This is a genomic window from Micromonospora sediminimaris, assembly GCF_016863575.1.
Taxonomy (GTDB): Bacteria; Actinomycetota; Actinomycetes; order Mycobacteriales; family Micromonosporaceae; genus Micromonospora; species Micromonospora sediminimaris.
In genome coordinates, this window is record NZ_BOPD01000007.1 from 238,174 (window position 1) to 257,712 (window position 19,539).

Here is a 19,539-nt window from a genome sequence, read left to right on the forward strand (position 1 = left end):
CGTCGGGGGCGTACCATTCCGGCGCGCGGTCGCCGTTGCCCGCCATCGACGTCCGGAGCGGCCCACGCTCGCCGGCTGCGCGCGTGAGCCGCGCGCCGTTGGACAACTGTTCCACATTGCGCAAGGGGTCGGCCGGTGGTCCGACCCGGAGGAGAGACTAGCCTGATGGGCGTGACACGCCGCGCGAAGATCGTCTGCACTCTTGGCCCCGCCACCTCGTCGCCCGAGCGCATCCGTGGGCTCGTCGAAGCCGGCATGAACGTGGCGAGGCTCAACTTCAGTCACGGCAGCCACGCCGACCACGAGTCGGTCTACCGCCTCGTCCGGGAGGCGGCTGAGGCGGCGGGCCAGCCGGTGGCGATCCTGGCCGACCTCCAGGGGCCCAAGATCCGACTCGGCCGGTTCGCCGACGGGCCGCACGAGTGGCGTACCGGTGACTCCGTGGTGATCACCGGCGACGACGTCGTGGGCAGCAAGGAGCGGGTCTCCTGCACGTACCGCAAGCTTCCCCAGGAGGTCAAGCCCGGTGACCGGCTGCTGATCGACGACGGCCGGGTCGCCGTCGAGGTCACCGACGTCACCGGCAACGACATCCGGGTGCTTGTCACCGAGGGTGGGCCGGTCAGCAACAACAAGGGCGTCTCGCTGCCCAACGTGGCGGTCAGCGTGCCCGCCCTGTCGGAGAAGGACGCCGCCGACCTGCGCTTCGCGCTCGGCCTCGGTGTCGACCTGGTCGCCCTGTCGTTCGTCCGCTCCGCCGACGACATCAAGCTGTGCCACGCGATCATGAGCGAGGTCGGCGTGCACCGCCCGGTGCTGGCCAAGGTCGAGAAGCCGGAGGCGGTCGATCACCTCGAAGCGATCGTGCTGGCCTTCGACGGCGTGATGGTGGCCCGCGGCGACCTCGGCGTGGAACTGCCGCTCGACGAGGTGCCGCTGGTGCAGAAGCGCGCGGTGCAGTTGTGCCGGGAGAACGCCAAGCCGGTGATCGTGGCCACCCAGATGCTCGACTCCATGATCGAGAATTCCCGGCCCACTCGCGCCGAGGCCTCCGACGTCGCCAACGCGGTGCTCGACGGCGCCGACGCCGTGATGCTCTCCGGTGAGACGAGCGTCGGCAAGTATCCGGTGCTCACCGTCAGCACCATGTCCAAGATCGTCAGTACCACCGAGGCCGGATCCATCCTGGTGCCCCGCCTCCAGCACGACCCGCGTACGCACGGCGGGGCGCTCACCGTCGCCGCCTCCTCGATCGCCCGGGCCATCGGCGCCAAGGCGCTCGTCGCGTTCTCGCAGACCGGTGACACCGTGCGTCGGCTCAGCCGGTTGCACTGCGACCTGCCGCTGCTGGCCTTCACCCCGGTGCCCGAGGTGCGCGCGCAGCTCGCCCTCTCCTGGGGGGTGGAGACCTTCCTGATGCCGTTCGTGCAACACACCGACGACATGTTCCGTCAGGTCGACCAGGCGCTGCTCGGGCTGAACCGGGGCAACCCCGGCGACTACGTGGTGATCGTGGCGGGCAGCCCGCCCGGCAGCCCCGGCTCAACCAACACGCTGCGGGTACACCAGCTTGGCTCGCTTGTCGACGCCGCCACCGCGCGGGCGTTGCAGTGACCGACGGCTCGCTCGTCGGCCAGGCCGCCGTCGACCAGCTGTTGGAGGTGCTGGACCTCGCCCCGACCGGCACCATGTCGTTCCGCGGGATGAGCCCGCCGGTCGGTCCGCAGCGGGTGTACGGCGGCCAGGTCGCCGGCCAGGCCCTGGTCGCCGCCGGCCGCACCGTCGACCCGGAGCGGGTGGTCCACTCGCTGCACGGCTACTTCGTGCGTGCCGGCGACCCGGTCGAGCCGATCGAGTACGAGGTGGAGAACATCCGGGACGGCCGCTCGTTCTCGGTGCGCCGCTCGGTCGCGCTCCAGCACGGCAAGCCCATCTTCTTCATGTCCGCCTCGTTCCAGCGGCCGGAGGAGGGGCTGGACCACCACGCCCCGCTGCCGCCGGACGTGCCCGGGCCGGAGTCGGTCCCGACCATGACCGACCGGCTCTCCCGCTACCCGGAGCGGCTGGGCATCTGGGGGCAGATTCCCCGCCCGATCGACGTGCGCTACGTCGGCGAGCCGGGTTGGGTCCGGCCGGGCGACCGGCCGGCCGACCCGCACCAGCGGGTGTGGATGCGCATCGACGGCAAGCTGCCCGACGATCCGCTGTTGCACGCCTGCGCCCTGACGTACGCCTCCGACCTGACCCTGCTCGACTCGGTGCTCTCGGTGCACGGCGAGGTGTGGGGGCCGGGCGGCGTGGTGGGTGCGAGCCTCGACCACGCCCTGTGGTTCCACCGGCCGTTCCGGGCCGACGAGTGGTTTCTCTACGACTGCTGGAGCCCGTCGGCCTCCGGGGCACGCGGGCTGGCCACCGGCCGCATGTTCACCGTGGCCGGCAGCCAGATCGCCAGCGCCGTGCAGGAGGGCCTGCTGCGCCGGGTCGGCGGCTGAGACACCGTTCGGCGTCCTCGGTCAGCGACCGACAGCGACCACGGTATGACGTGCCGGACCTTGGTCGGGCCGCCGGGCAACCTCCGGATACCCGACAGTTAACCTTTCCGACATGCGTCTCTCAGCCCGGGTGGACTACGCCCTTCGAGCGGTCGCCGAACTGGCCTCGGTGACCGGGGCTGGACGTGGTCGCCCGGTCACCGCCGACCAGATCGCGCGGGCCCAGCAGATCCCACCGAAGTTCCTGGAGAGCATCCTGCTGCAACTGCGCCGTGCCGGCGTGGTGCAGGCCCAGCGCGGGCCCGAGGGCGGCTACTGGCTGGCCCGGCCGGCCGAGGAGATCTGCCTCGCCGACGTGATCCGGGTGATCGACGGGCCGTTGGCCCACGTTCGGGGCCAACGCCCCGAGCATCTCGGCTACCAGGGTGCGGCCCGGGCGTTGCAGGAGGTCTGGATCGCGTTGCGGGCCAGCGAGCGGCAGATCCTCGAACTGGTCACCGTCGCCGACGTGGCGCGGGGCACCCTGCCCGAGCCGGTCACCAAGCTGGTCGCCGACCCCGGCGCCTGGACCTGACCACCCGCGCCACCGCCGGACGGCGGCCACGCGTCGGCGTGTCGTCTCACTGACTGATCCCAGGGTTGACCGGAGACCGGCCATGCCGCATTCTCGACCAAGCCGATAGGAGATATCGAATAGCCAGGAGGCGTCGTGCGCAAGCTGCTCGTCATCGCGTTGGTGGGGCTCGCCGCGCAACTGGTCGATGGTTCGCTCGGCATGGCGTACGGGCTGACCTCCTCGACGCTGTTGCTCCTGGCCGGCGTCGCACCGGCCGCCGCGTCCGCCTCGGTGCACCTGGCCGAGATCGGCACCACGCTCGCCGCCGGCACGGCGCACTGGCGGTTCGGCAATGTCGACTGGCGGGTGGTGCGGCGCATCGCGCTGCCCGGCGCGCTCGGCGCCTTCGCCGGCGCCACCTTCCTCAGCGCGCTCTCCACCGAGTCGGCCGCACCCTGGATGGCCGCGATCCTGTTCACGCTCGGCGCGTACCTGCTCATCCGATTCTCCCGGCCGCTGCGCCGAAACCCGGCCGCCGGCCGGCTGCGCGGGCGTTTCCTCGGCCCGCTCGGCCTCGTCGCCGGCTTCGTCGACGCCACCGGCGGCGGTGGCTGGGGCCCGGTGGCCACCCCGGCCCTGCTGGTCAGCGGTCGGATGGAGCCCCGCAAGGTGATCGGCTCGGTGGACACCTCCGAGTTCGTCGTGGCCGCCGCCGCCAGCCTCGGCTTCCTGATCGGTCTGGGCACCGAGGGCTTCCTGCTGCCGATCGTGCTCGCGCTGCTCGCCGGTGGCCTGATCGCCGCACCGATCGCGGCCTGGCTGGTGCGCATCGTGCCGGCCCAACTGCTCGGCGCGGCCGTCGGAGGCGTGATCGTGCTGACCAACGCCCGCGTCCTGATCCGCGCCGGTGACCTGGGTGGTCCCCTGCCGGCGCTCGTCTACCTGCTGCTGGCCGCGGGCTGGATCACGGCCCTGACGCTGGCGATCCGGGTGCTGCTGCGGACCCGCCGCGAGCGGGCCCTCGCCGCGACCCACGCCACCGACGTGGCGCCCCCCACCGCCGAGCCGGTCGGCGCGGGCGCACCCGCCCACCCCGATCCCCGTTGACCATGAGGTTTGTCGTCCCGGCAAGCCGGAGCGGGGGACGACGACCTCATGCCGACAAGCGGGTTGCGGGCGATCAGATCTCCCGGGGCAGGGCCGCTGCGGTGCGCGAGATCAGCTCCCATGCCTCGTTGACGTGCGCCTGCGTGGTCTGCGGGGCGCCGACGGCCAGCCGCAGGGTGTGGCGGCCGGCGACCCGGGTGTGGGTCAGGTACACCTTGCCGGCGGCGTTCACCGCCGCCAGCAGCCGCTCGTTCGGCCCGTCCGGGCCGCGCAGCCGGAAACACACAAGGGCGTACGGGTGGTCGGCGACCAGTTCGAACCGGTCGTCGGCGCGGACCCGGTCGGCGAACCCGGCGGCCAGCGCCACCCCTCGGCGGATGTGCTCGCGCAGGCCCTCGACGCCGTACCAGCGCAGCACGAACCACAGCTTCAAGGCCCGGAACCGCCGGCCCAGCGGCACCTGCCAATCCCGGTAGTCGATCACCGCGCCGGACTCGGTGGCGGCGTTGCGCAGGTACTCCGGCAGCACGGTCAGCGCCTCGACCAACTCGCCCGCGTCGGCGACCCAGAACGCGTCGCAGTCGAAGCCGGTGAGCAGCCACTTGTGCGGGTCGAAGCAGTACGAGTCGGCGTACTCCAGACCCGCGTGGCCGAACCGCAACTCCGGGCAGACCGCCGCCGCGCCCGCGTACGCGGCGTCGACGTGCAGGAAGACACCGTGCTCGGCGCAGATCGGGCCGATGGCCGGCAACGGATCCACCGCCGTGGTGGAGGTGGTGCCGACGGTCGCCACCACCAGGGCGGGCACCACCCCGGCAGCCCGGTCCGCCTCGATCGCGGCGCGCAGCGCCACCGGCGACATCGCCCGGGTCACCGGGTCAACCTCGATCAGGCGTACGCCGTCGGCGCCCAGCCCGGCGATCCGGGCGGCCTTCTCCACCGACGAGTGCGCCTCCGTCGAGGCGTACACCCGGTAGCGGCGGTCGACGCCGGCCTGACGCCACCGCCCGCCGGCGGCCCGGTGCAGCGCGACCAGGGTGGCCACCAGGGTGGCCGAGGAGGCCGAGTCCTGGATGACCCCGCCGCCGCTGCCGGCGGAGCGGAACCGGGCCGGCAGGTCCAGCAGGTCGGCCAGCCAGTCGAGCAGCACCGTCTCCAACTCGGTGCAGGCCGGACCGGTGGCCCAGAGCATCCCCTGCACACCCAGCCCGGCGCTGACCAGGTCACCGAGCACGCTGGGGCCCGAGGTGTTGGCCGGGAAGTACCCGAAGAAGCCCGGATGCTGCCAGTGGGTGAGCCCGGGAGCGACAAGCTTGTCCAGGTCGGCGAGGACCGCCTCGACCGGTTCACCGTGGGCCGGTGGCCCGGCCGGCAGCCCGGCGGCCACCGTGCCGGGCGGGTCCTGGGAGGTCACCGGGCGTTGCGGCAGGGTCGCCCAGTAGTCGGCGATCCAGTCGACCACCGCGTACCCGGCCCGGCGGAACTCCTCGGGCGTCATGTGTGCAGCCACCTGGCGAGTGGATCAAAGGAGCGGCTCCGGAGCAAGGCGGCAGATCGATTGTGAGCAGAAAACGCTTGCCCTAGCATCACAGGTGCGCGGGAACGCACTCATTGCCATCGATTCGATGGACTCTTTCCGCTAGCGCGGCGCGGGCCGCCGGCCCGGGCACGGCCGGTGGACAACGCTCGTCGGCTCCGGGCACGGCCGGCGGACCACCTGACGCCGCGCGTCCGACCTCCACCGGAGGAACCATGCTTCGCACCGCCCCCCGGGCGGCCCTGTTCGCCGCGGCCACCGTCACCGCGGTCGCCGCCGCCGGCGTGCTGACCACCCTGACCGCCTCGGCCGCCGCCGCGGGATGCCGCGTCGACTACCGCGTCACCAACCAGTGGACCGGCGGGTTCGGCGCCGACGTCACCGTCACCAACCTCGGCGACCCGGTCAACGGCTGGACGCTCGTCTGGTCCTACGCCGCCGGGCAACAGGTCACCCAGGCCTGGAACACCACAGTCACCCAGTCCGGTGCCCAGGTGAGCGCCCGCAACGTCGACTACAACGCCGCCATCGGCACCAACGGCACCGTCAACTTCGGTTTCAACGGCTCGTGGAACGGGAGCAACCCGGCCCCGACCAGCTTCGCGCTGAACGGCACCACCTGCACCGGCGCCACCACCCCGACCACTCCGCCACCGACCACGCCGCCACCGTCACCCACCACGCCGCCGCCCACCACGCCACCGGCCGGAGCCATGCAGGCGGAGGACCTGGACCGGGGCCTGATCAGCGTCCGCTCCGGGTCGGCCAACCTGGTCTCCTGGCGGCTGCTCGGCACCGGGACCACCGGCGTCGCGTTCAACCTCTACCGAGGTACGACCAGGGTGAACTCCAGCCCGATCACCGGCGCGACCAACTACCTGGACAGCGGCGCACCGGCCGGCGCGACGTACACCGTACGGGCCGTGGTGGGCGGCACCGAGCAGGCCGCCTCCGCCCCCGCTCTGCAGTTCGCCTCCGGCTACCTGGACGTGCCGTTGCAGGTTCCGCCCGGCGGCACCACCCCCAGTGGCGAGGCGTACAGCTACAGCGCCAACGACGCCAGCGTCGGCGACCTCGACGGCGACGGCCGGTACGAGTTCGTGCTCAAGTGGGACCCGTCAAACGCCAAGGACAACTCGCAGTCCGGCTACACCGGCAATGTCTACGTCGACGCGTACACCCTTACCGGCACCCGGCTGTGGCGCATCGACCTCGGCCGCAACATCCGGGCCGGGGCCCATTACACCCAGTTCCAGGTGTACGACTACGACGGCGACGGCCGAGCCGAAGTGGCCATGAAGACCGCCGACGGCACCCGCTCCGGCACCGGCCAGGTGATCGGCAACGCCAACGCCGACCACCGCAACTCCGCCGGCTACGTTCTCGCCGGCCCCGAGTACCTGACCATGTTCGACGGCCGCACCGGCGCCGCCCTCTCCACCGTCAACTACGACCCGCCGCGCGGCACCGTCTCCTCCTGGGGCGACAACTACGGCAACCGGGTCGACCGGTTCCTCGCCGGCACGGCGTACCTCGACGGACAACGCCCGTCGCTGATCATGGCCCGCGGCTACTACACCCGCGCGGTCATCGCCGCCTGGGACTTCCGCAACGGCACCCTCACCAAGCGGTGGACCTTCGACTCCAACGCCTCCGGCAACGGTGCCGCCGCCGGGCAGGGCAACCACAGCCTCTCCATCGCCGACGTCGACGGCGACGGCCGGCAGGAGATCGTCTACGGCGCGGCCACCATCGACGACAACGGTCGGCTGCTCTGGTCGACAGGCCACGGCCACGGCGACGCCGGGCACGTCGGCGACCTCGACCCGGCCCGCCCAGGGTTGGAGTACTTCAAGGTCAGCGAGGACGGCAGCAAGCCCAGCTCCTGGTTCGCCGACGCCCGTACCGGCCAGATCCTCTGGTCCACCCCGACCGGCGGCGACAACGGGCGGGGCGTCTCCGCCGACATCTGGGCCGGCAGCCCCGGCGCCGAATCCTGGTCATCCGCAGTCAGCGGACTGGCCAACACCCGCGGCCAGAACATCGGCCGCAAGCCCTCCTCGACGAACTTCCTGATCTGGTGGGACGGCGACCCGGTCCGCGAACTGCTCGACGCCACCCGGATCGACAAGTACGGCACCGGCGGCGACACCCGCCTGCTCACCGGCAGTGGCGTGGCGGCCAACAACGGCACCAAGGCCACCCCCGCGCTCTCGGCCGACCTGTTCGGTGACTGGCGGGAGGAGGTGGTCTGGCGTACCAGCGACAGCCGGGCGCTGCGGATCTACAGCACCCCGACGCCGACAGGCACCCGGATCCACACCCTGATGCACGACCTGCAGTACCGGGTCGCCATCGCCTGGCAGAACACCGCCTACAACCAGCCCCCGCACCCGAGCTTCTTCATCGGCGACGGCATGACCACGCCGCCCGCGCCCGACATCCACCTGCGTTGACCGGCGGCCGGACGAAGCGGTAGAAGAGCAAAAGGAAAAGGCACCGGGCCGCAATCGCGGAATCCGCACAACTGCGGCCCGGTGCCCCACACCGCGGCACCCCCGACCCGTCCCGACCGGGGAGTGCCGTACCACCACCGGATACAAAGTTAGGCGGGCTCCGCGTCGCGAGGGTGACGCTGTCGTGAAGATCGTGTTTCGCGGCCCCGGAAACGCTGTGACCTGGGCCACCATGCAGTCCCGGCCAGCGAAGCCCCACCGGTCGGCGGCCACCGCGTCAGCGGCGCAGACCGCCAGCCACCTCGGTCGCGATCAGCTCGAACGAACGCACCCGGTCGGCGACGTCGTACACCATCGCGGTCAGCATCAGCTCGTCCGCGCCGGTGCTGGCCAGCAGCTCACTCAACTGTCGGCGTACCGTCTCCGGGGAACCGCTCGCCTGACCCTGCCGGCGCTGCGCCAGGAACTCCCGCTCGAACTCGGTGAACGGGTACGCCGCCGCCTCGTCCGGGCTCGCCAGAGGCTGCGGCCGACCCGAACGCAGCCGCAGGAACGACAACCCGGCCGGCCCGGCCAACCACTCGGCGCGCTCGTCGGACTCCGCACACACCGCGTTCACCGCCACCATCGCGTACGGCCGCTCCAGCCACCGCGACGGACGGAAACTCTGCCGGTACAGCGCCAACGCCGGCAACGTGTTCTGCGCGCTGAAGTGGTGCGCGAAGGAGAACGGCAGGCCCAGCGTGCCGGCCAGCTGAGCGCTGAACCCACTGGAACCCAACAACCACACCGCCGGGCGCAGCCCACGCCCCGGAGTCGCGGCGATCCGGCCCGACCCGGCCTCGTCGAAGTAGCCCATCAGGTCGTTCAGCTCGCGGGGAAAACCCTCGGCCGACAGGCCCTCCATGGTCCGGCGCAGCGCCAACGCGGTCACCTGATCCGTGCCCGGAGCACGGCCGATGCCCAGGTCGATCCGCCCCGGATGCAACGCCTCCAGGGTGCCGAACTGCTCGGCAACCACAAGCGGCGGGTGGTTGGGCAGCATCACCCCACCAGAACCGACGCGGATGTCGGTGGTGTGCGCGGCCAGATGCGCGATCAGCACCGCCGGTGCCGAGGACGCGATGGCCGGCATGTTGTGATGCTCGGCCACCCAGAACCGGTGGTAGCCCAACTCGTCGGCGCGTCGCGCCAACTCGGTGGTGTGCCGCAACGCCTCACCGGCGGAGGTACCGGCGGCGACGGGAGCGAGGTCAAGGACAGACAACGGTACGTCGATCACGCGGCTGGCCAACCCGGCGTACGCCCGTTCTGTTCCCGAACCGTACGGCGACGTGATCAACCTGACCCGCGAGCCTGTTCGAAGATCAGGCTGGTCTGCGTGTGCTGCACCGCCGGATCCACCGCCAGATGGTCCAGTACGAAGTCGCGCAGCGCCTCCGCCGAGGCCGCCCGCACGTGCAGCACGTAATCCTCCGCACCGGCCACGTGGAACACCGACACCACGCCCGGCAGACGCACCGAGCGGGCCCGGAACGCGTCCACCGCCGCCCGCGCGTGCTCGGTCAGCCGCACCGACACCAGCGCCTGCAACGGCAACCCCAACGCCGCCGGATGCACCTCGGCGTGGAAACCCCGGATCGCCCCGCTCTCCCGCAGTGCCCGGGTACGCGCCAGACAGGTCGACGGCGCCACCCCCACCCGTTCGGCCAGGGCATTGTTCGGCAACCGGCCGTCGCCGGCCAGCGCGGCCAGGATGGCGCGGTCGGTGTCGTCGAGGGCCGCGAACGGCCGAACATCGTTCGATACGGGGGGCATGCCGCCATCCTCCACCGAACGCCGCCGGCAACGAAAGGGATTACGACGAATAATATTCGGAACTATTGCCCTTGATGGGCGGGATGTTCGATCCTCTCGACATGACGACCGTGGACACCCGAGCCGTGCACGCCGGCCGCGACGACCTCGCCGCGCTCGGCGTCCACGTGCCGCCGATCGACCTGTCCACCACCAACCCGCTGCCCTCGGTGGACGCCGGCGGCGACGCCTACGAAACCCTCGCCACCGGCGGCACCCTCCCCACCGACGCCAGCGCCGTCTACCAACGGCTGTGGAACCCGACCGTCGCCCGCTTCGAAACCGCCCTCGCCGAACTGGAAGGCACCACCGAAGCCGTCGCCTACGCCAGCGGCATGGCCGCGCTCACCGCCGCCCTGCTCGCCGCCACCCGCGACGGCCGACGACACCTGGTCGCCGTCCGCCCCCTCTACGGCGGCACCGACCACGTCCTCGCCACCGGCCTGCTCGGCACCGACGTCACCTGGGCCCGCCCCGACACCGTCGCCGCCGCCATCCGCCCCGACACCGCCCTCGTGGTCGCCGAGACCCCCGCCAACCCCACCCTCGACCTGATCGACATCGCCGCCCTCGCCGACGCCGCCGGCCAGGTGCCCCTGCTGATCGACAACACCGTCGCCACGCCGGTCCTCCAACAACCCACCCGACACGGTGCCCAGTTGGTGCTGCACAGCGCCACCAAGAGCATCGGCGGCCACGGCGACGTCCTCGCCGGAGTGATCGCCTGCGACGCCGAGTGGGCCACCCGGCTGCGCCAGATCCGCGCCCTCACCGGCGCGATCCTGCACCCGCTCGGGGCGTACCTGCTGCACCGCGGCCTGCAAACGCTGCCGCTGCGGGTCCGCGCCCAGCAGGCCGGCGCCGAGAAACTCGCCCTCTGGCTCGCCGCACACCCGGCGGTCGCGCGGGTCCACCACCCCGGCACCAACGACCCGGCCGGACTCGTCGGCCGGCAGATGTCCGGCCCGGGCAGCCTCCTCGCCTTCGAGGTACGCGGCGGCGCACCCGCCGCCGCAGCGGTCGCCGGCGCGTGCCGGCTGATCACCCACGCGGTCTCACTTGGTGGCGTCGACACGCTCATCCAGCACCCGGCCTCCCTCACCCACCGCCCCGTCGAGGCGGAGGCCAAACCCGACGGCGGACTGCTGCGCCTCTCCGTCGGCCTGGAGGACCCCGAGGACCTGCGCGCCGACCTGGAGCACGCGCTCGCCACGATCTGACCCCGTCCGACCCTTCGGGGTGCGGACAGTCGTCGGTCGGCGGTGTCCGCGCGGTTCACGACTTCGGGCCGACGTGGCGATCGAGCGCGGCGACCGCCTCCCGCCGGGCGACCGAGAGGCTGTTGGGACGGTTCATCCGCCAGGCGATGCCGAGCAGGTCCAGTCCCCACTGGCAGAGGCCCAGGATGTCGGTGGACTCGTTGACGAACATGTAACGCGGGTAGACGTACGTCTTTCCCCGCACGGTGACCCGGTTCGCGATCCGGCAACCGTCGGAGTGGAACAGGCCGCGCAGAAAGGCGCCGGGGACCGTCCGGACAATGCGCTCCTGCCAGTCGGCGAGAATTATCCGCCGCTCGTGCTTCTTGCCGGGTCCGTGTTGCGGCAGCAGACAGGGCCAGTGCGTGCCGTAGCTCTGCACCCCAACGCAGCCCTGTTTCTGCACGCGTTGCACGGAGGCTGCCAGCACGGCGCGCATGGCCTCGTCGCATAGGGAGATCAGGTTCGGCCAGGTGTCGGAGCAGTAGATGCGCAGAACCGGTACCTGTGCGCTGGTCACGAGGTGACCGTCTCCCAGGTAGAGACCGAGGAGGTAGGCGTAGGCCGATGGATCGGAGGGACCGTCCTCATCCGGGAGGCAACGGAAGCAGCGGGCCGAACTTCCGGCGATGACGGGTTCCGGCCGGTCGACACACCAGTGCCACACGGTGGTGTAGGGGAGCGAGAGGGCACGGGCCGTCGAGCGGATGTTGTGGCCCTGGGCACGTAGAGCACGGACGCGCTTCCGCATTTCGGGAGGATGCACGTCAGCATCATCGAACGCGTGTATGACAGGAGTGCCGGGAGCGGGATTCGAACCCGCAAGCCCTTTCGGGCAGAAGTGTTTGAGACTTCCGTGTATGCCGTTCCACCATCCCGGCGGGTGGGGCTTACTGTACCCGACTACGCTCGTGCGGGAGCATGGGTGGTAGCCGTGCCGGAAACGATGGTGGGAGTGGCTCGTGGCCGAGACGCAGACGGATGCCGCGCGCAGGCGGGTACTGATCGCCGAGGACGAGGCGCTGATCCGGCTGGACCTGGCCGAGATGCTGGCCGAGGAGGGCTACGAGGTGGTCGGCGAGGCCGGTGACGGCGAGACCGCCATCCGGCTGGCCGAGGAACTCAAGCCCGACCTGGTGATCCTCGACATCAAGATGCCGATCATGGATGGGCTGGCGGCCGCCGAGCGGATTGCCGGTGCCCGGATCGCCCCGGTGATCATCCTGACCGCGTTCAGCCAGCGTGATCTGGTGGAGCGGGCTCGCGCGGCGGGTGCGATGGCGTACCTTGTCAAGCCCTTCCAGAAGAGTGACCTGGTGCCGGCGGTGGAGATCGCCCTTTCCCGCTACTCGGAGATCGCCGCGCTCGAGGCCGAGGTGGCCGGGCTGACCGATCGGCTTGAGGTCCGCAAGACCGTCGAGCGGGCCAAGGGCGCGCTGATGACCACGTACAACATGAGTGAGCCGCAGGCGTTCAAGTGGATCCAGCGCACCGCGATGGACCACCGGATGACCATGAAGGAGGTCTCCGAGCGGATCCTCGCCGAGACCGCCGGCGGTGAGGTGGCCGAGCCGGCCTCCTGACCGACTGTCGACCGGGTCGCCGTGGTCATGCCCATCGCCGAGGCTCGTTGGCGCCGCTAGCATCTGGCCGTATGGGCGTTCGGTGCTTCGCGCGTCCCCGGCGCTCTGCTGGTCGTCGCTTCTTCCTCGTGGTGTGCGGCCTGCTCGTGGTGCTGCTGGCTGGCTGTCCCGCAGCCGGCGGTGAGACCGGTGAGCCGGACCCGGTGTCGCTGGTGTGGCAGCGGGTCCAGCTGCCGTCGCCCGACGGGCCGGGCCGGATCGTGGTGCGGGATCTGGCTGTCTGCGCGGGCCGTTGGTATGCGGCGGGTGCGGTTGCCGACGGGGCCGGTGCCGCCCGACCGGCAGCGTGGTCCAGCCGGGACGGTGCCCTGTGGACGCCGGTGCCGGTGGTGGCCGATTCCTATTACGGACGGCGGAGCGTGTTGTTCTCGATCGCCTGCCGCGACGGGCGCGCTGCTGCCGTCGGGGGCAAGGTGGGTGGTGCGCACGGCAATCCGCGGGTGAGCACCTGGTGGCAGCGGGGGGACGGCACGCTGGTCGAGGTGGCGGCGTCGTTCGAGCTGTACGGCGGGCCGAAGGCGGTGAATGTCTCCCGGTTGGCCGCCGGTCCCGCCGGTTGGCTGATCGTCGGCAACCGGGCCAGCGGTGCGGCGGCCTGGGTCTCGCCGGACGCTGCGGAGTTCACGCTGATCGAGGGCGCGCCGGAGCTGTCCACCGACGAGCAGGGTGTGACCTGGGCGTTCGATGCGGTGGCCGGGTCGTCGGGGTGGTTGGCGGTGGGTGGGCTGTTGGTTCCGGGCCGCATCGACCGGGATCCGGTGGCGTGGACGTCGGCGGACGGGCGTGGCTGGCGTCGCACCGTACTGGCCGGCACCGAGGCGTACGAGGAGATGCAGCGGGTGGTCCTGGTCGACGGCGCGCCGGTGGGGGTGGGGCTGCGGGGCCGGGGGTTCGGCGCGTGGCGTCAGGAGCCGACGGGTTGGACGGCGGCCGGTGGGTTCGGCGGGGTGGCCGGCGGGGTGCCCTCGGTCGGTGGGCTGGCCGCCGGGGCCGGCCGGATCGTGGCGGTGGTTTCCGACGGGGAGCGGTACGGCGGGTGGCTGTCGGACGACCGGGGCGACCGGTGGCGGGTGGTCGAGTTGCCGGTGCCGGCACCGGTGGGGGCGGACCGGAGTGTCAGCCTGGCGGCGGACGACAAACGGTGGTTGCTGGCGGTGGACGACGGCTCGGCCACGTCGCTCTGGGGCGCCCAGTTTCCGGCGACGCCACAGTGAGTCCATTCGGCTACTTTCTGTAGCTGCTTCGGTTGATCGTACGGCGACGTCCGATTGTGGTGCTCGGCGTTCGGTACAGGTCCGTTCGGGTGATCGACGACGTCCCGAGTGGCGGACGGGCAGCCGCTCAACGACCGGTCAGCGGATTGACCTGTTACGGGAGTGGCGGCATTCGGGGTCGTCTTCGTAACGGTTTCGCAGACCCCGCCTCTGACTCTTCCGAGACCGTAGGAGTGTGGGTACGCTCCGCCATCACGAGCCGTAATGCAGGGGGTGTCCTTGCTGGGCCGGTGGTGCCGCGCCACAGCCGTCGCCGCCGCCCGGATCAGGTACCTGTCCTGCTTCTGGAGGAGGTCAGGAAGCCGTGAGGCGAAGCTATTCAAGGGCGCTGGGTACTGCCGCGCTCGCCGCGGTGCTGGTGGCAGCCGCGGGTTGCCAGGACACCGGTGGCAGCAACGGCGATGACACCGCGTCCGGGGACTGCGGTGGCAAGATCGCCATTTTCGGCGCGTTCAGTGGTGACAACGCGGGTCTGGTGCTGCCGTCGCTGAACGGCGCCAAGCTCGCGATCAAGCAGCACAACGACGCGAACGCCGACTGCCAGATCGAGATGGTCGAGTTCGACACGCAGGGTGACCCGGCGCAGGCCACTCCGGTGGCGAACCAGGTTGCGGGTGACGCCTCGTTCCTCGGTGTCATCGGCGGTCACTTCTCCGGTGAGTCGGACGCCACCATGCCGGTCTACGAGGCCGCCGGTCTGGTGATGGTCGCCCCGTCGGCGACCCGGACCGACCTGACCCAGAAGGGCAACAAGTCCTTCTTCCGGGTGGTCGGCAACGACGGCACCCAGGCGGGCGCCGTGGCGACCTACCTGAAGTCGCAGAACGCGCAGCGGGTCTTCCTGATCGACGACGCCAGCGCCTACGGTGCCGGCATCACCGCCGAGCTGACCAAGAACCTGGGCGCCACGATCGCCGCCAGCGACAAGATCCAGGAGCGGCAGGCGCAGTTCGACGCCACCATCTCGAAGATCAAGGCGGCGAACGCCGACTTCGTCTTCTACGGCGGGTACACCCGTGAGGCCGCGCCGCTGGTCCGCCAGATGCGTGCCGCCGGTGTCGAGGCGAAGTTCATCGGCCCGGACGGTCTCTACGACCCGGCCTTCCCGGCGGGTGCCTCCGGCGGTGCCGAGGGCTCCATCATCACCTGCCCGTGCCTCCCGGCCGACAAGGCCGGCGGTACCTTCACCGCCGACTACCAGGCCGCGTACGGCCAGGCGCCGGGTTCCTACGGTGCTGAGGGCTTCGACGCCGCGCAGATCTTCGTGGACGCCTTCAAGGACGGCAAGAAGAGCCGCGCCGAGATCCTGGAGTACGTGAAGAACTACGACAAGCAGGGCGTGTCGAAGTACATCAAGTTCGACGCCAACGGTGACGTTGACCCGTCGCGGGTTGTCATCTGGTCGTACGAGATCAAGGGCACGGCGTTCGAGCCGCTGCAGGAGCTCAAGCTCAGCTGACGACCGGCACCGAGTGCGGCCGGGGTTGTTCGTTGCCCCGGCCGCGCTCCATGCAAGGAGACCTTGGTGAATTTCGACGATCTCTTCGGCCACATCGGCCAGCACACCGTCGACGGGTTGTCCAAGGGGGCGATCTATGCCCTGATCGCCCTGGGCTACACCCTGGTGTACGGCGTCCTGCGTCTGATCAACTTTGCTCACTCCGAGGTGTTCATGGTCGGCACCTTCGCGGTGCTCGGCCTGTGGACCGCCTTCGGGGTGGAGAACAACCCGCCGATCGGCCAGGCGGTGCTGCTCCTGGTGCTCGGCCTGATAGTCGCGGCGCTGGCCTCGGGCGGCACCGCGCTGGCGATCGAACGGATCGCCTACCGCCCGCTGCGGCGTAAGAACGCGCCGCCACTGATCTTCCTGATCACCGCCATCGGCCTGTCGCTGGTGCTGGTGGAGATCTTCGGCCTGGTGCTGCCGAAGCTGCTGGGCGAGGCGGTGCCCTCGATCTTCGGTCGGGCCCGGATCATCCTCGGCATGCCGACGATCATCGAGCAGAAGACGCTCTTCACGATCTTCGGCACGTCGATCACCAACATTCAGTTGATCGTGTTCGTCTCCGCCGTGGTGATGATGGCGCTGCTGGACTGGTTCATCAACCGCACCCGGTACGGCCGGGGCGTGCGGGCGGTGGCGCAGAATCCGGAGACGGCGGCGTTGATGGGCGTCAACCAGGAGCGCGTGATCATGCTGATCTTCGTGCTGGGCGGCATCATGGCCGGCGCGGCGGCGCTGTTGTGGAGCATGCGCTTCGGCTTCACGCAGAACAGCATCGGGTTCGTGCTCGGTCTCAAGGCGTTCACCGCGGCCGTGCTCGGTGGCATCGGTAACCTGCGTGGCGCGCTCGTGGGCGGGCTGTTCCTCGGCATCGTCGAGGTCTACGGCGCCACCCTCTTCCAGTCCAGCTGGGAGGACGTCATCGCCTTCGTGGTGCTGGTGGTGGTGCTGATGTTCCGGCCCACCGGCATTCTGGGCGAATCGCTGGGGAGGGCCCGAGCATGATCAACAAGATGCGAGAGCTGGACCGCGGTCGGGTCAACGCCCTGCACGCGGTCGGCGACCGGTGGCGCGCGCTGCCGAAGTGGCAGCGGTCCCTGGCGTTCGTCGCCTTCGTGGTGTTCCTCTACTACCTGCCGCTGCTCGGCATCCCCGGCCTCACCTGGTTGCGTACCGACTCGATCTCGGGCGGCAGCAACTGGGCGGGTGTGCTCTTCACCTGCGCCGTCTACGTGCTGGTGGCGATCGGCCTCAACGTGGTGATCGGCCTGGCCGGTCTGCTCGACCTCGGCTACATCGGCTTCTTCGCCATCGGCGCGTACGCGGTGGCGTTGTTCGGCTCGGTGAACTCGCCTGTGGTGCAGTGGTTCCAGCGGGAGTTCGACCTGCCGCCCACCTGGGCGGTGACCTGGGCGATCTGTGCCTTCATCGCACTGGTGCTGGCGCTGATCTCCGGGGTGCTGCTGGGCTGGCCGACGCTGCGGCTGCGCGGTGACTACCTGGCCATCGTGACGCTCGGCTTCGGTGAGATCATCCGCATCGTGGCCCGCAACCTGGAGGGCGTCACCCGGGGCCCGCAGGGCATCTCGGCGATTCCCGGCCCGGAGGGACCGCCCTCGCCGGACAACCAGATCTTCGGCCTGATCGACATCAAGCCGTGGTACTGGCTGGCGATCACCGTCGTGCTGCTCATGGTCTTCGCGGTACGGCGGCTGGAGCACAGCCGGGTCGGTCGTTCCTGGCTGGCCATCCGGGAGGACGAGGACGCGGCCGCGGTGATGGGCGTCTACCCGTTCAAGTTCAAGCTCTGGGCCTTCGCCATCGGCGCGGCGCTCGGCGGCTTCGCCGGCTTCCTGTTCGCCAGCCGGTACGCCTTCATCGACCCGACCCAGTTCAACGTGAACCTCTCCATCCTGTTCGTGGCGATGGTGGTGGTCGGCGGGTCGGGCAACATGGTCGGCGTGTCGGTGGGTGCGGTGCTGCTGGCGTACCTGCCGGAGCGGTTCCGGGAGATCGCCGACTACCGGTGGCTGGCCTTCGGTCTGGCCATGGTGCTGGTGATGATCCTGCGTCCGCAGGGCCTGATCCCGAGCCGGCGGCGGGCCCGTGAGCTGAAGGACCGCGCGGCGGAGGCAGAGGAGGCGCCCGCTCATGTCTGATGAGACGAAGACCCCGGCGGCGCCGAAGATCCCGGCCCAACCGGGACCGGCCAGGAACCTCCTGGAGGTCGACAACGTCACGCTCCGGTTCGGTGGTGTGGTCGCGCTCAACGAGGTCAACTTCGAGATCAAGGAAGGCGAGATCCTCGGCCTGATCGGGCCCAACGGTGCCGGCAAGACCACCTGCTTCAACGTGATGACAGGGGTCTACAAGCCGACCTCGGGTGCGGTCCGGTTCGGCGGCGAACGGGTCACCGGTCGCAAGCCGCACCAGATCAGCCGGCTGGGCATCTCCCGGACGTTCCAGAACATCCGGCTGTTCCCGGAGATGTCGGCGCTGGAGAACGTCATGGTCGGGACGGACTCCCGGCACAAGACGAGCGTGCCCGGCGCGCTGTTCCGGCTCTACCGGGTGCGGCCCACGCCGGAGCAGTTGCCGGAGGTCACCGCCGCCGGTGGTGTCGCACGTACCTGGCAGCAGTTGCGACGGTCCTTCGCCAAGACCTTCGGCCTGTCCCGCTACGTTCTGGAGGAGCGGGCGGCCGAGGAGAAGGCGATGGAGCTGCTGCGTTTCGTCGGCATCGCCGACCGGGCCAACGACGCGGCGCGCAACCTCCCGTACGGCTACCAGCGGCGGCTGGAGATCGCCCGGGCGCTCGGCACCGAGCCGAAGCTGCTCTGCCTGGACGAGCCGGCGGCCGGGTTCAACCCGGCCGAGAAGGAGGAACTGCTGGGGCTGATCCGCCGGATCCGCGACAACGGCGTCACCGTGCTGCTGATCGAGCACGACATGCGGCTGGTGATGGGTGTCACCGACCGGATCGTGGTGCTGGAGTTCGGCAGCAAGATCGCCGACGGCCTGCCGGACGAGGTCAGCCGAGACCCGCGGGTGATCGCGGCATACCTGGGGGAGTCCGCCGATGCTGCTTGAGTTGGACAACGTCAGCGTCTCGTACGGCCGGATCGAGGCGTTGCACGGCATCAGCCTCACCGTCAACGAGGGTGAGGTGGTGGCCCTGATCGGTGCCAACGGTGCCGGCAAGACCACCACCATGCGGGCGATCTCCGGTATCCGGTCGCTGTCCGGCGGCCGGATCACCTTCAACGGTGAGGACATCAGCAAGCTCCGCGCCGACCTGCGGGTGGTCCGGGGCCTGTGCCAGTCGCCCGAGGGTCGGCAGATCTTCCCCGGCATGACCGTGCTGGAAAATCTGGACATGGGGGCGTACACCCGGCGCGACCACGCCGGCATCGCCGCCGACCTGGAGCGGGTGCTGGAGATGTTCCCCCGGCTGCGTGAGCGGCGTAAGCAGGCCGGTGGCACCCTTTCCGGCGGTGAGCAGCAGATGCTCGCCGTCGGACGGGCGCTGATGAGCCGACCGAAGCTGCTGCTGCTGGACGAGCCGTCGATGGGTCTCGCTCCTATGATCATCCAGCAGATCTTCGACATCATCGTGGAGATCAACCAGCAGGGCACCACGGTGCTGCTGGTGGAGCAGAACGCCCAGCAGGCGCTCTCCCGGGCCCACCGGGCGTACGTGCTGGAGACCGGTCGGATCGTCAAGGAGGGCACCGGTCAGGAACTCCTGCACGACCCGTCGATCAAGGAGGCGTACCTGGGCGTGGCCTGAGGTGTGTCGTACCGGCGTCGGCCGTCCGTCCCTCGTGGGTGGGCGGCCGGCGGCGTTCCGGTGC

17 protein-coding genes and 1 tRNA gene are annotated in these 19,539 nt (G+C 70.5%); 13 read left to right on the plus strand and 5 right to left on the minus strand.

The genetic code is table 11. From position 1 onward, the window contains the following. Nucleotides 1–165: 165 nt before the first annotated feature. From pyk to Vse01_RS05040, 4 genes are all read left to right on the plus strand, one after another. Entirely contained in the window at nt 166–1,614 is a 1,449-nt protein-coding gene (pyk, locus tag Vse01_RS05025; RefSeq protein ID WP_093401502.1) for a pyruvate kinase, read from the plus strand. After that, nucleotides 1,611–2,492 (plus strand): acyl-CoA thioesterase, encoded by an 882-nt coding sequence (locus Vse01_RS05030; RefSeq protein ID WP_093401501.1) that lies wholly within the window; start codon nt 1,611–1,613, stop codon nt 2,490–2,492. Before pyk ends, Vse01_RS05030 begins: the two co-directional genes overlap by 4 nt. 112 nt (nt 2,493–2,604) lie before the next feature. After that, nucleotides 2,605–3,066: an RrF2 family transcriptional regulator gene (locus Vse01_RS05035; protein ID WP_093401500.1), complete on the plus strand. Its 462-nt coding sequence runs from the start codon at nt 2,605–2,607 to the stop codon at nt 3,064–3,066. A 135-nt stretch (nt 3,067–3,201) separates the two neighbouring features. Next, entirely contained in the window at nt 3,202–4,155 is a 954-nt protein-coding gene (locus Vse01_RS05040) for a sulfite exporter TauE/SafE family protein (RefSeq protein ID WP_093401499.1), read from the plus strand. 73 nt (nt 4,156–4,228) lie between these two features. On the opposite strand, the gene Vse01_RS05045 is transcribed toward Vse01_RS05040, so the two are convergent. Next, nucleotides 4,229–5,665 carry a pyridoxal-dependent decarboxylase gene (locus Vse01_RS05045; RefSeq protein ID WP_232511010.1) on the minus strand — a complete coding sequence of 479 codons (1,437 nt, stop codon included), beginning with the start codon at nt 5,663–5,665 and terminating at the stop codon, nt 4,229–4,231. 242 nt (nt 5,666–5,907) lie between these two features. Here Vse01_RS05045 and Vse01_RS05050 point away from each other — a divergent pair, with 242 nt between their 5' ends. Next, nucleotides 5,908–8,148 carry a rhamnogalacturonan lyase family protein gene (locus Vse01_RS05050; protein ID WP_093401497.1) on the plus strand — a complete coding sequence of 747 codons (2,241 nt, stop codon included), beginning with the start codon at nt 5,908–5,910 and terminating at the stop codon, nt 8,146–8,148. A gap of 277 nt (nt 8,149–8,425) precedes the next feature. Here the strand turns inward: Vse01_RS05050 and Vse01_RS05055 are convergent, their stop codons facing one another. Next, nucleotides 8,426–9,430 (minus strand): LLM class flavin-dependent oxidoreductase, encoded by a 1,005-nt coding sequence (locus tag Vse01_RS05055; RefSeq protein ID WP_170863270.1) that lies wholly within the window; start codon nt 9,428–9,430, stop codon nt 8,426–8,428. Between the two features lie 56 nt (nt 9,431–9,486). Next, entirely contained in the window at nt 9,487–9,966 is a 480-nt protein-coding gene (locus tag Vse01_RS05060; RefSeq protein WP_093401496.1) for an Lrp/AsnC family transcriptional regulator, read from the minus strand. An 83-nt stretch (nt 9,967–10,049) separates the two neighbouring features. On the opposite strand from Vse01_RS05060, the gene Vse01_RS05065 reads away from it, so the two are divergent. Continuing rightward, nucleotides 10,050–11,225 (plus strand): trans-sulfuration enzyme family protein, encoded by a 1,176-nt coding sequence (locus Vse01_RS05065; RefSeq protein ID WP_093401615.1) that lies wholly within the window; start codon nt 10,050–10,052, stop codon nt 11,223–11,225. Nucleotides 11,226–11,280: 55 nt separating this feature from the next. Here the strand turns inward: Vse01_RS05065 and Vse01_RS05070 are convergent, their stop codons facing one another. Then, the gene (locus Vse01_RS05070; protein ID WP_232511009.1) at nt 11,281–11,784 is read right to left on the minus strand and encodes a hypothetical protein; all 504 of its coding nucleotides are present in this window, start codon (nt 11,782–11,784) and stop codon (nt 11,281–11,283) included. Nucleotides 11,785–12,062: 278 nt separating this feature from the next. Further along, a tRNA-Leu gene (locus tag Vse01_RS05075) sits at nt 12,063–12,145 on the minus strand. An 81-nt stretch (nt 12,146–12,226) separates the two neighbouring features. Here Vse01_RS05075 and Vse01_RS05080 point away from each other — a divergent pair. The 7 genes from Vse01_RS05080 to Vse01_RS05110 all read left to right on the plus strand — a co-directional run bounded on the left by Vse01_RS05080 (nt 12,227) and on the right by Vse01_RS05110 (nt 19,475). Further along, nucleotides 12,227–12,847, plus strand: a complete 621-nt coding sequence (locus Vse01_RS05080; RefSeq protein WP_093401494.1) for an ANTAR domain-containing response regulator — start codon at nt 12,227–12,229, stop codon at nt 12,845–12,847. A gap of 71 nt (nt 12,848–12,918) precedes the next feature. Further along, nucleotides 12,919–14,121, plus strand: a complete 1,203-nt coding sequence (locus Vse01_RS05085) for a hypothetical protein (protein WP_139233065.1) — start codon at nt 12,919–12,921, stop codon at nt 14,119–14,121. A gap of 364 nt (nt 14,122–14,485) precedes the next feature. Next, on the plus strand, nt 14,486–15,640 hold the full coding sequence (locus Vse01_RS05090) for a branched-chain amino acid ABC transporter substrate-binding protein (RefSeq protein ID WP_093401492.1): 1,155 nt from the start codon (nt 14,486–14,488) through the stop codon (nt 15,638–15,640). A gap of 66 nt (nt 15,641–15,706) precedes the next feature. Next, nucleotides 15,707–16,690: a branched-chain amino acid ABC transporter permease gene (locus tag Vse01_RS05095; RefSeq protein ID WP_093401491.1), complete on the plus strand. Its 984-nt coding sequence runs from the start codon at nt 15,707–15,709 to the stop codon at nt 16,688–16,690. Nucleotides 16,691–16,698: 8 nt separating this feature from the next. Then, on the plus strand, nt 16,699–17,844 hold the full coding sequence (locus tag Vse01_RS05100; RefSeq protein WP_232511008.1) for a branched-chain amino acid ABC transporter permease: 1,146 nt from the start codon (nt 16,699–16,701) through the stop codon (nt 17,842–17,844). Then, complete coding sequence (locus tag Vse01_RS05105; protein ID WP_093401489.1) at nt 17,837–18,775, plus strand: ABC transporter ATP-binding protein; 939 nt, start codon at nt 17,837–17,839, stop codon at nt 18,773–18,775. The genes Vse01_RS05100 and Vse01_RS05105 overlap by 8 nt, the downstream gene beginning before the upstream one ends. Continuing rightward, nucleotides 18,765–19,475, plus strand: coding sequence for an ABC transporter ATP-binding protein (locus Vse01_RS05110; protein ID WP_093401488.1), 711 nt, complete (start codon nt 18,765–18,767; stop codon nt 19,473–19,475). Before Vse01_RS05105 ends, Vse01_RS05110 begins: the two co-directional genes overlap by 11 nt. The last annotated feature ends 64 nt before the right edge of the window (nt 19,476–19,539 follow it).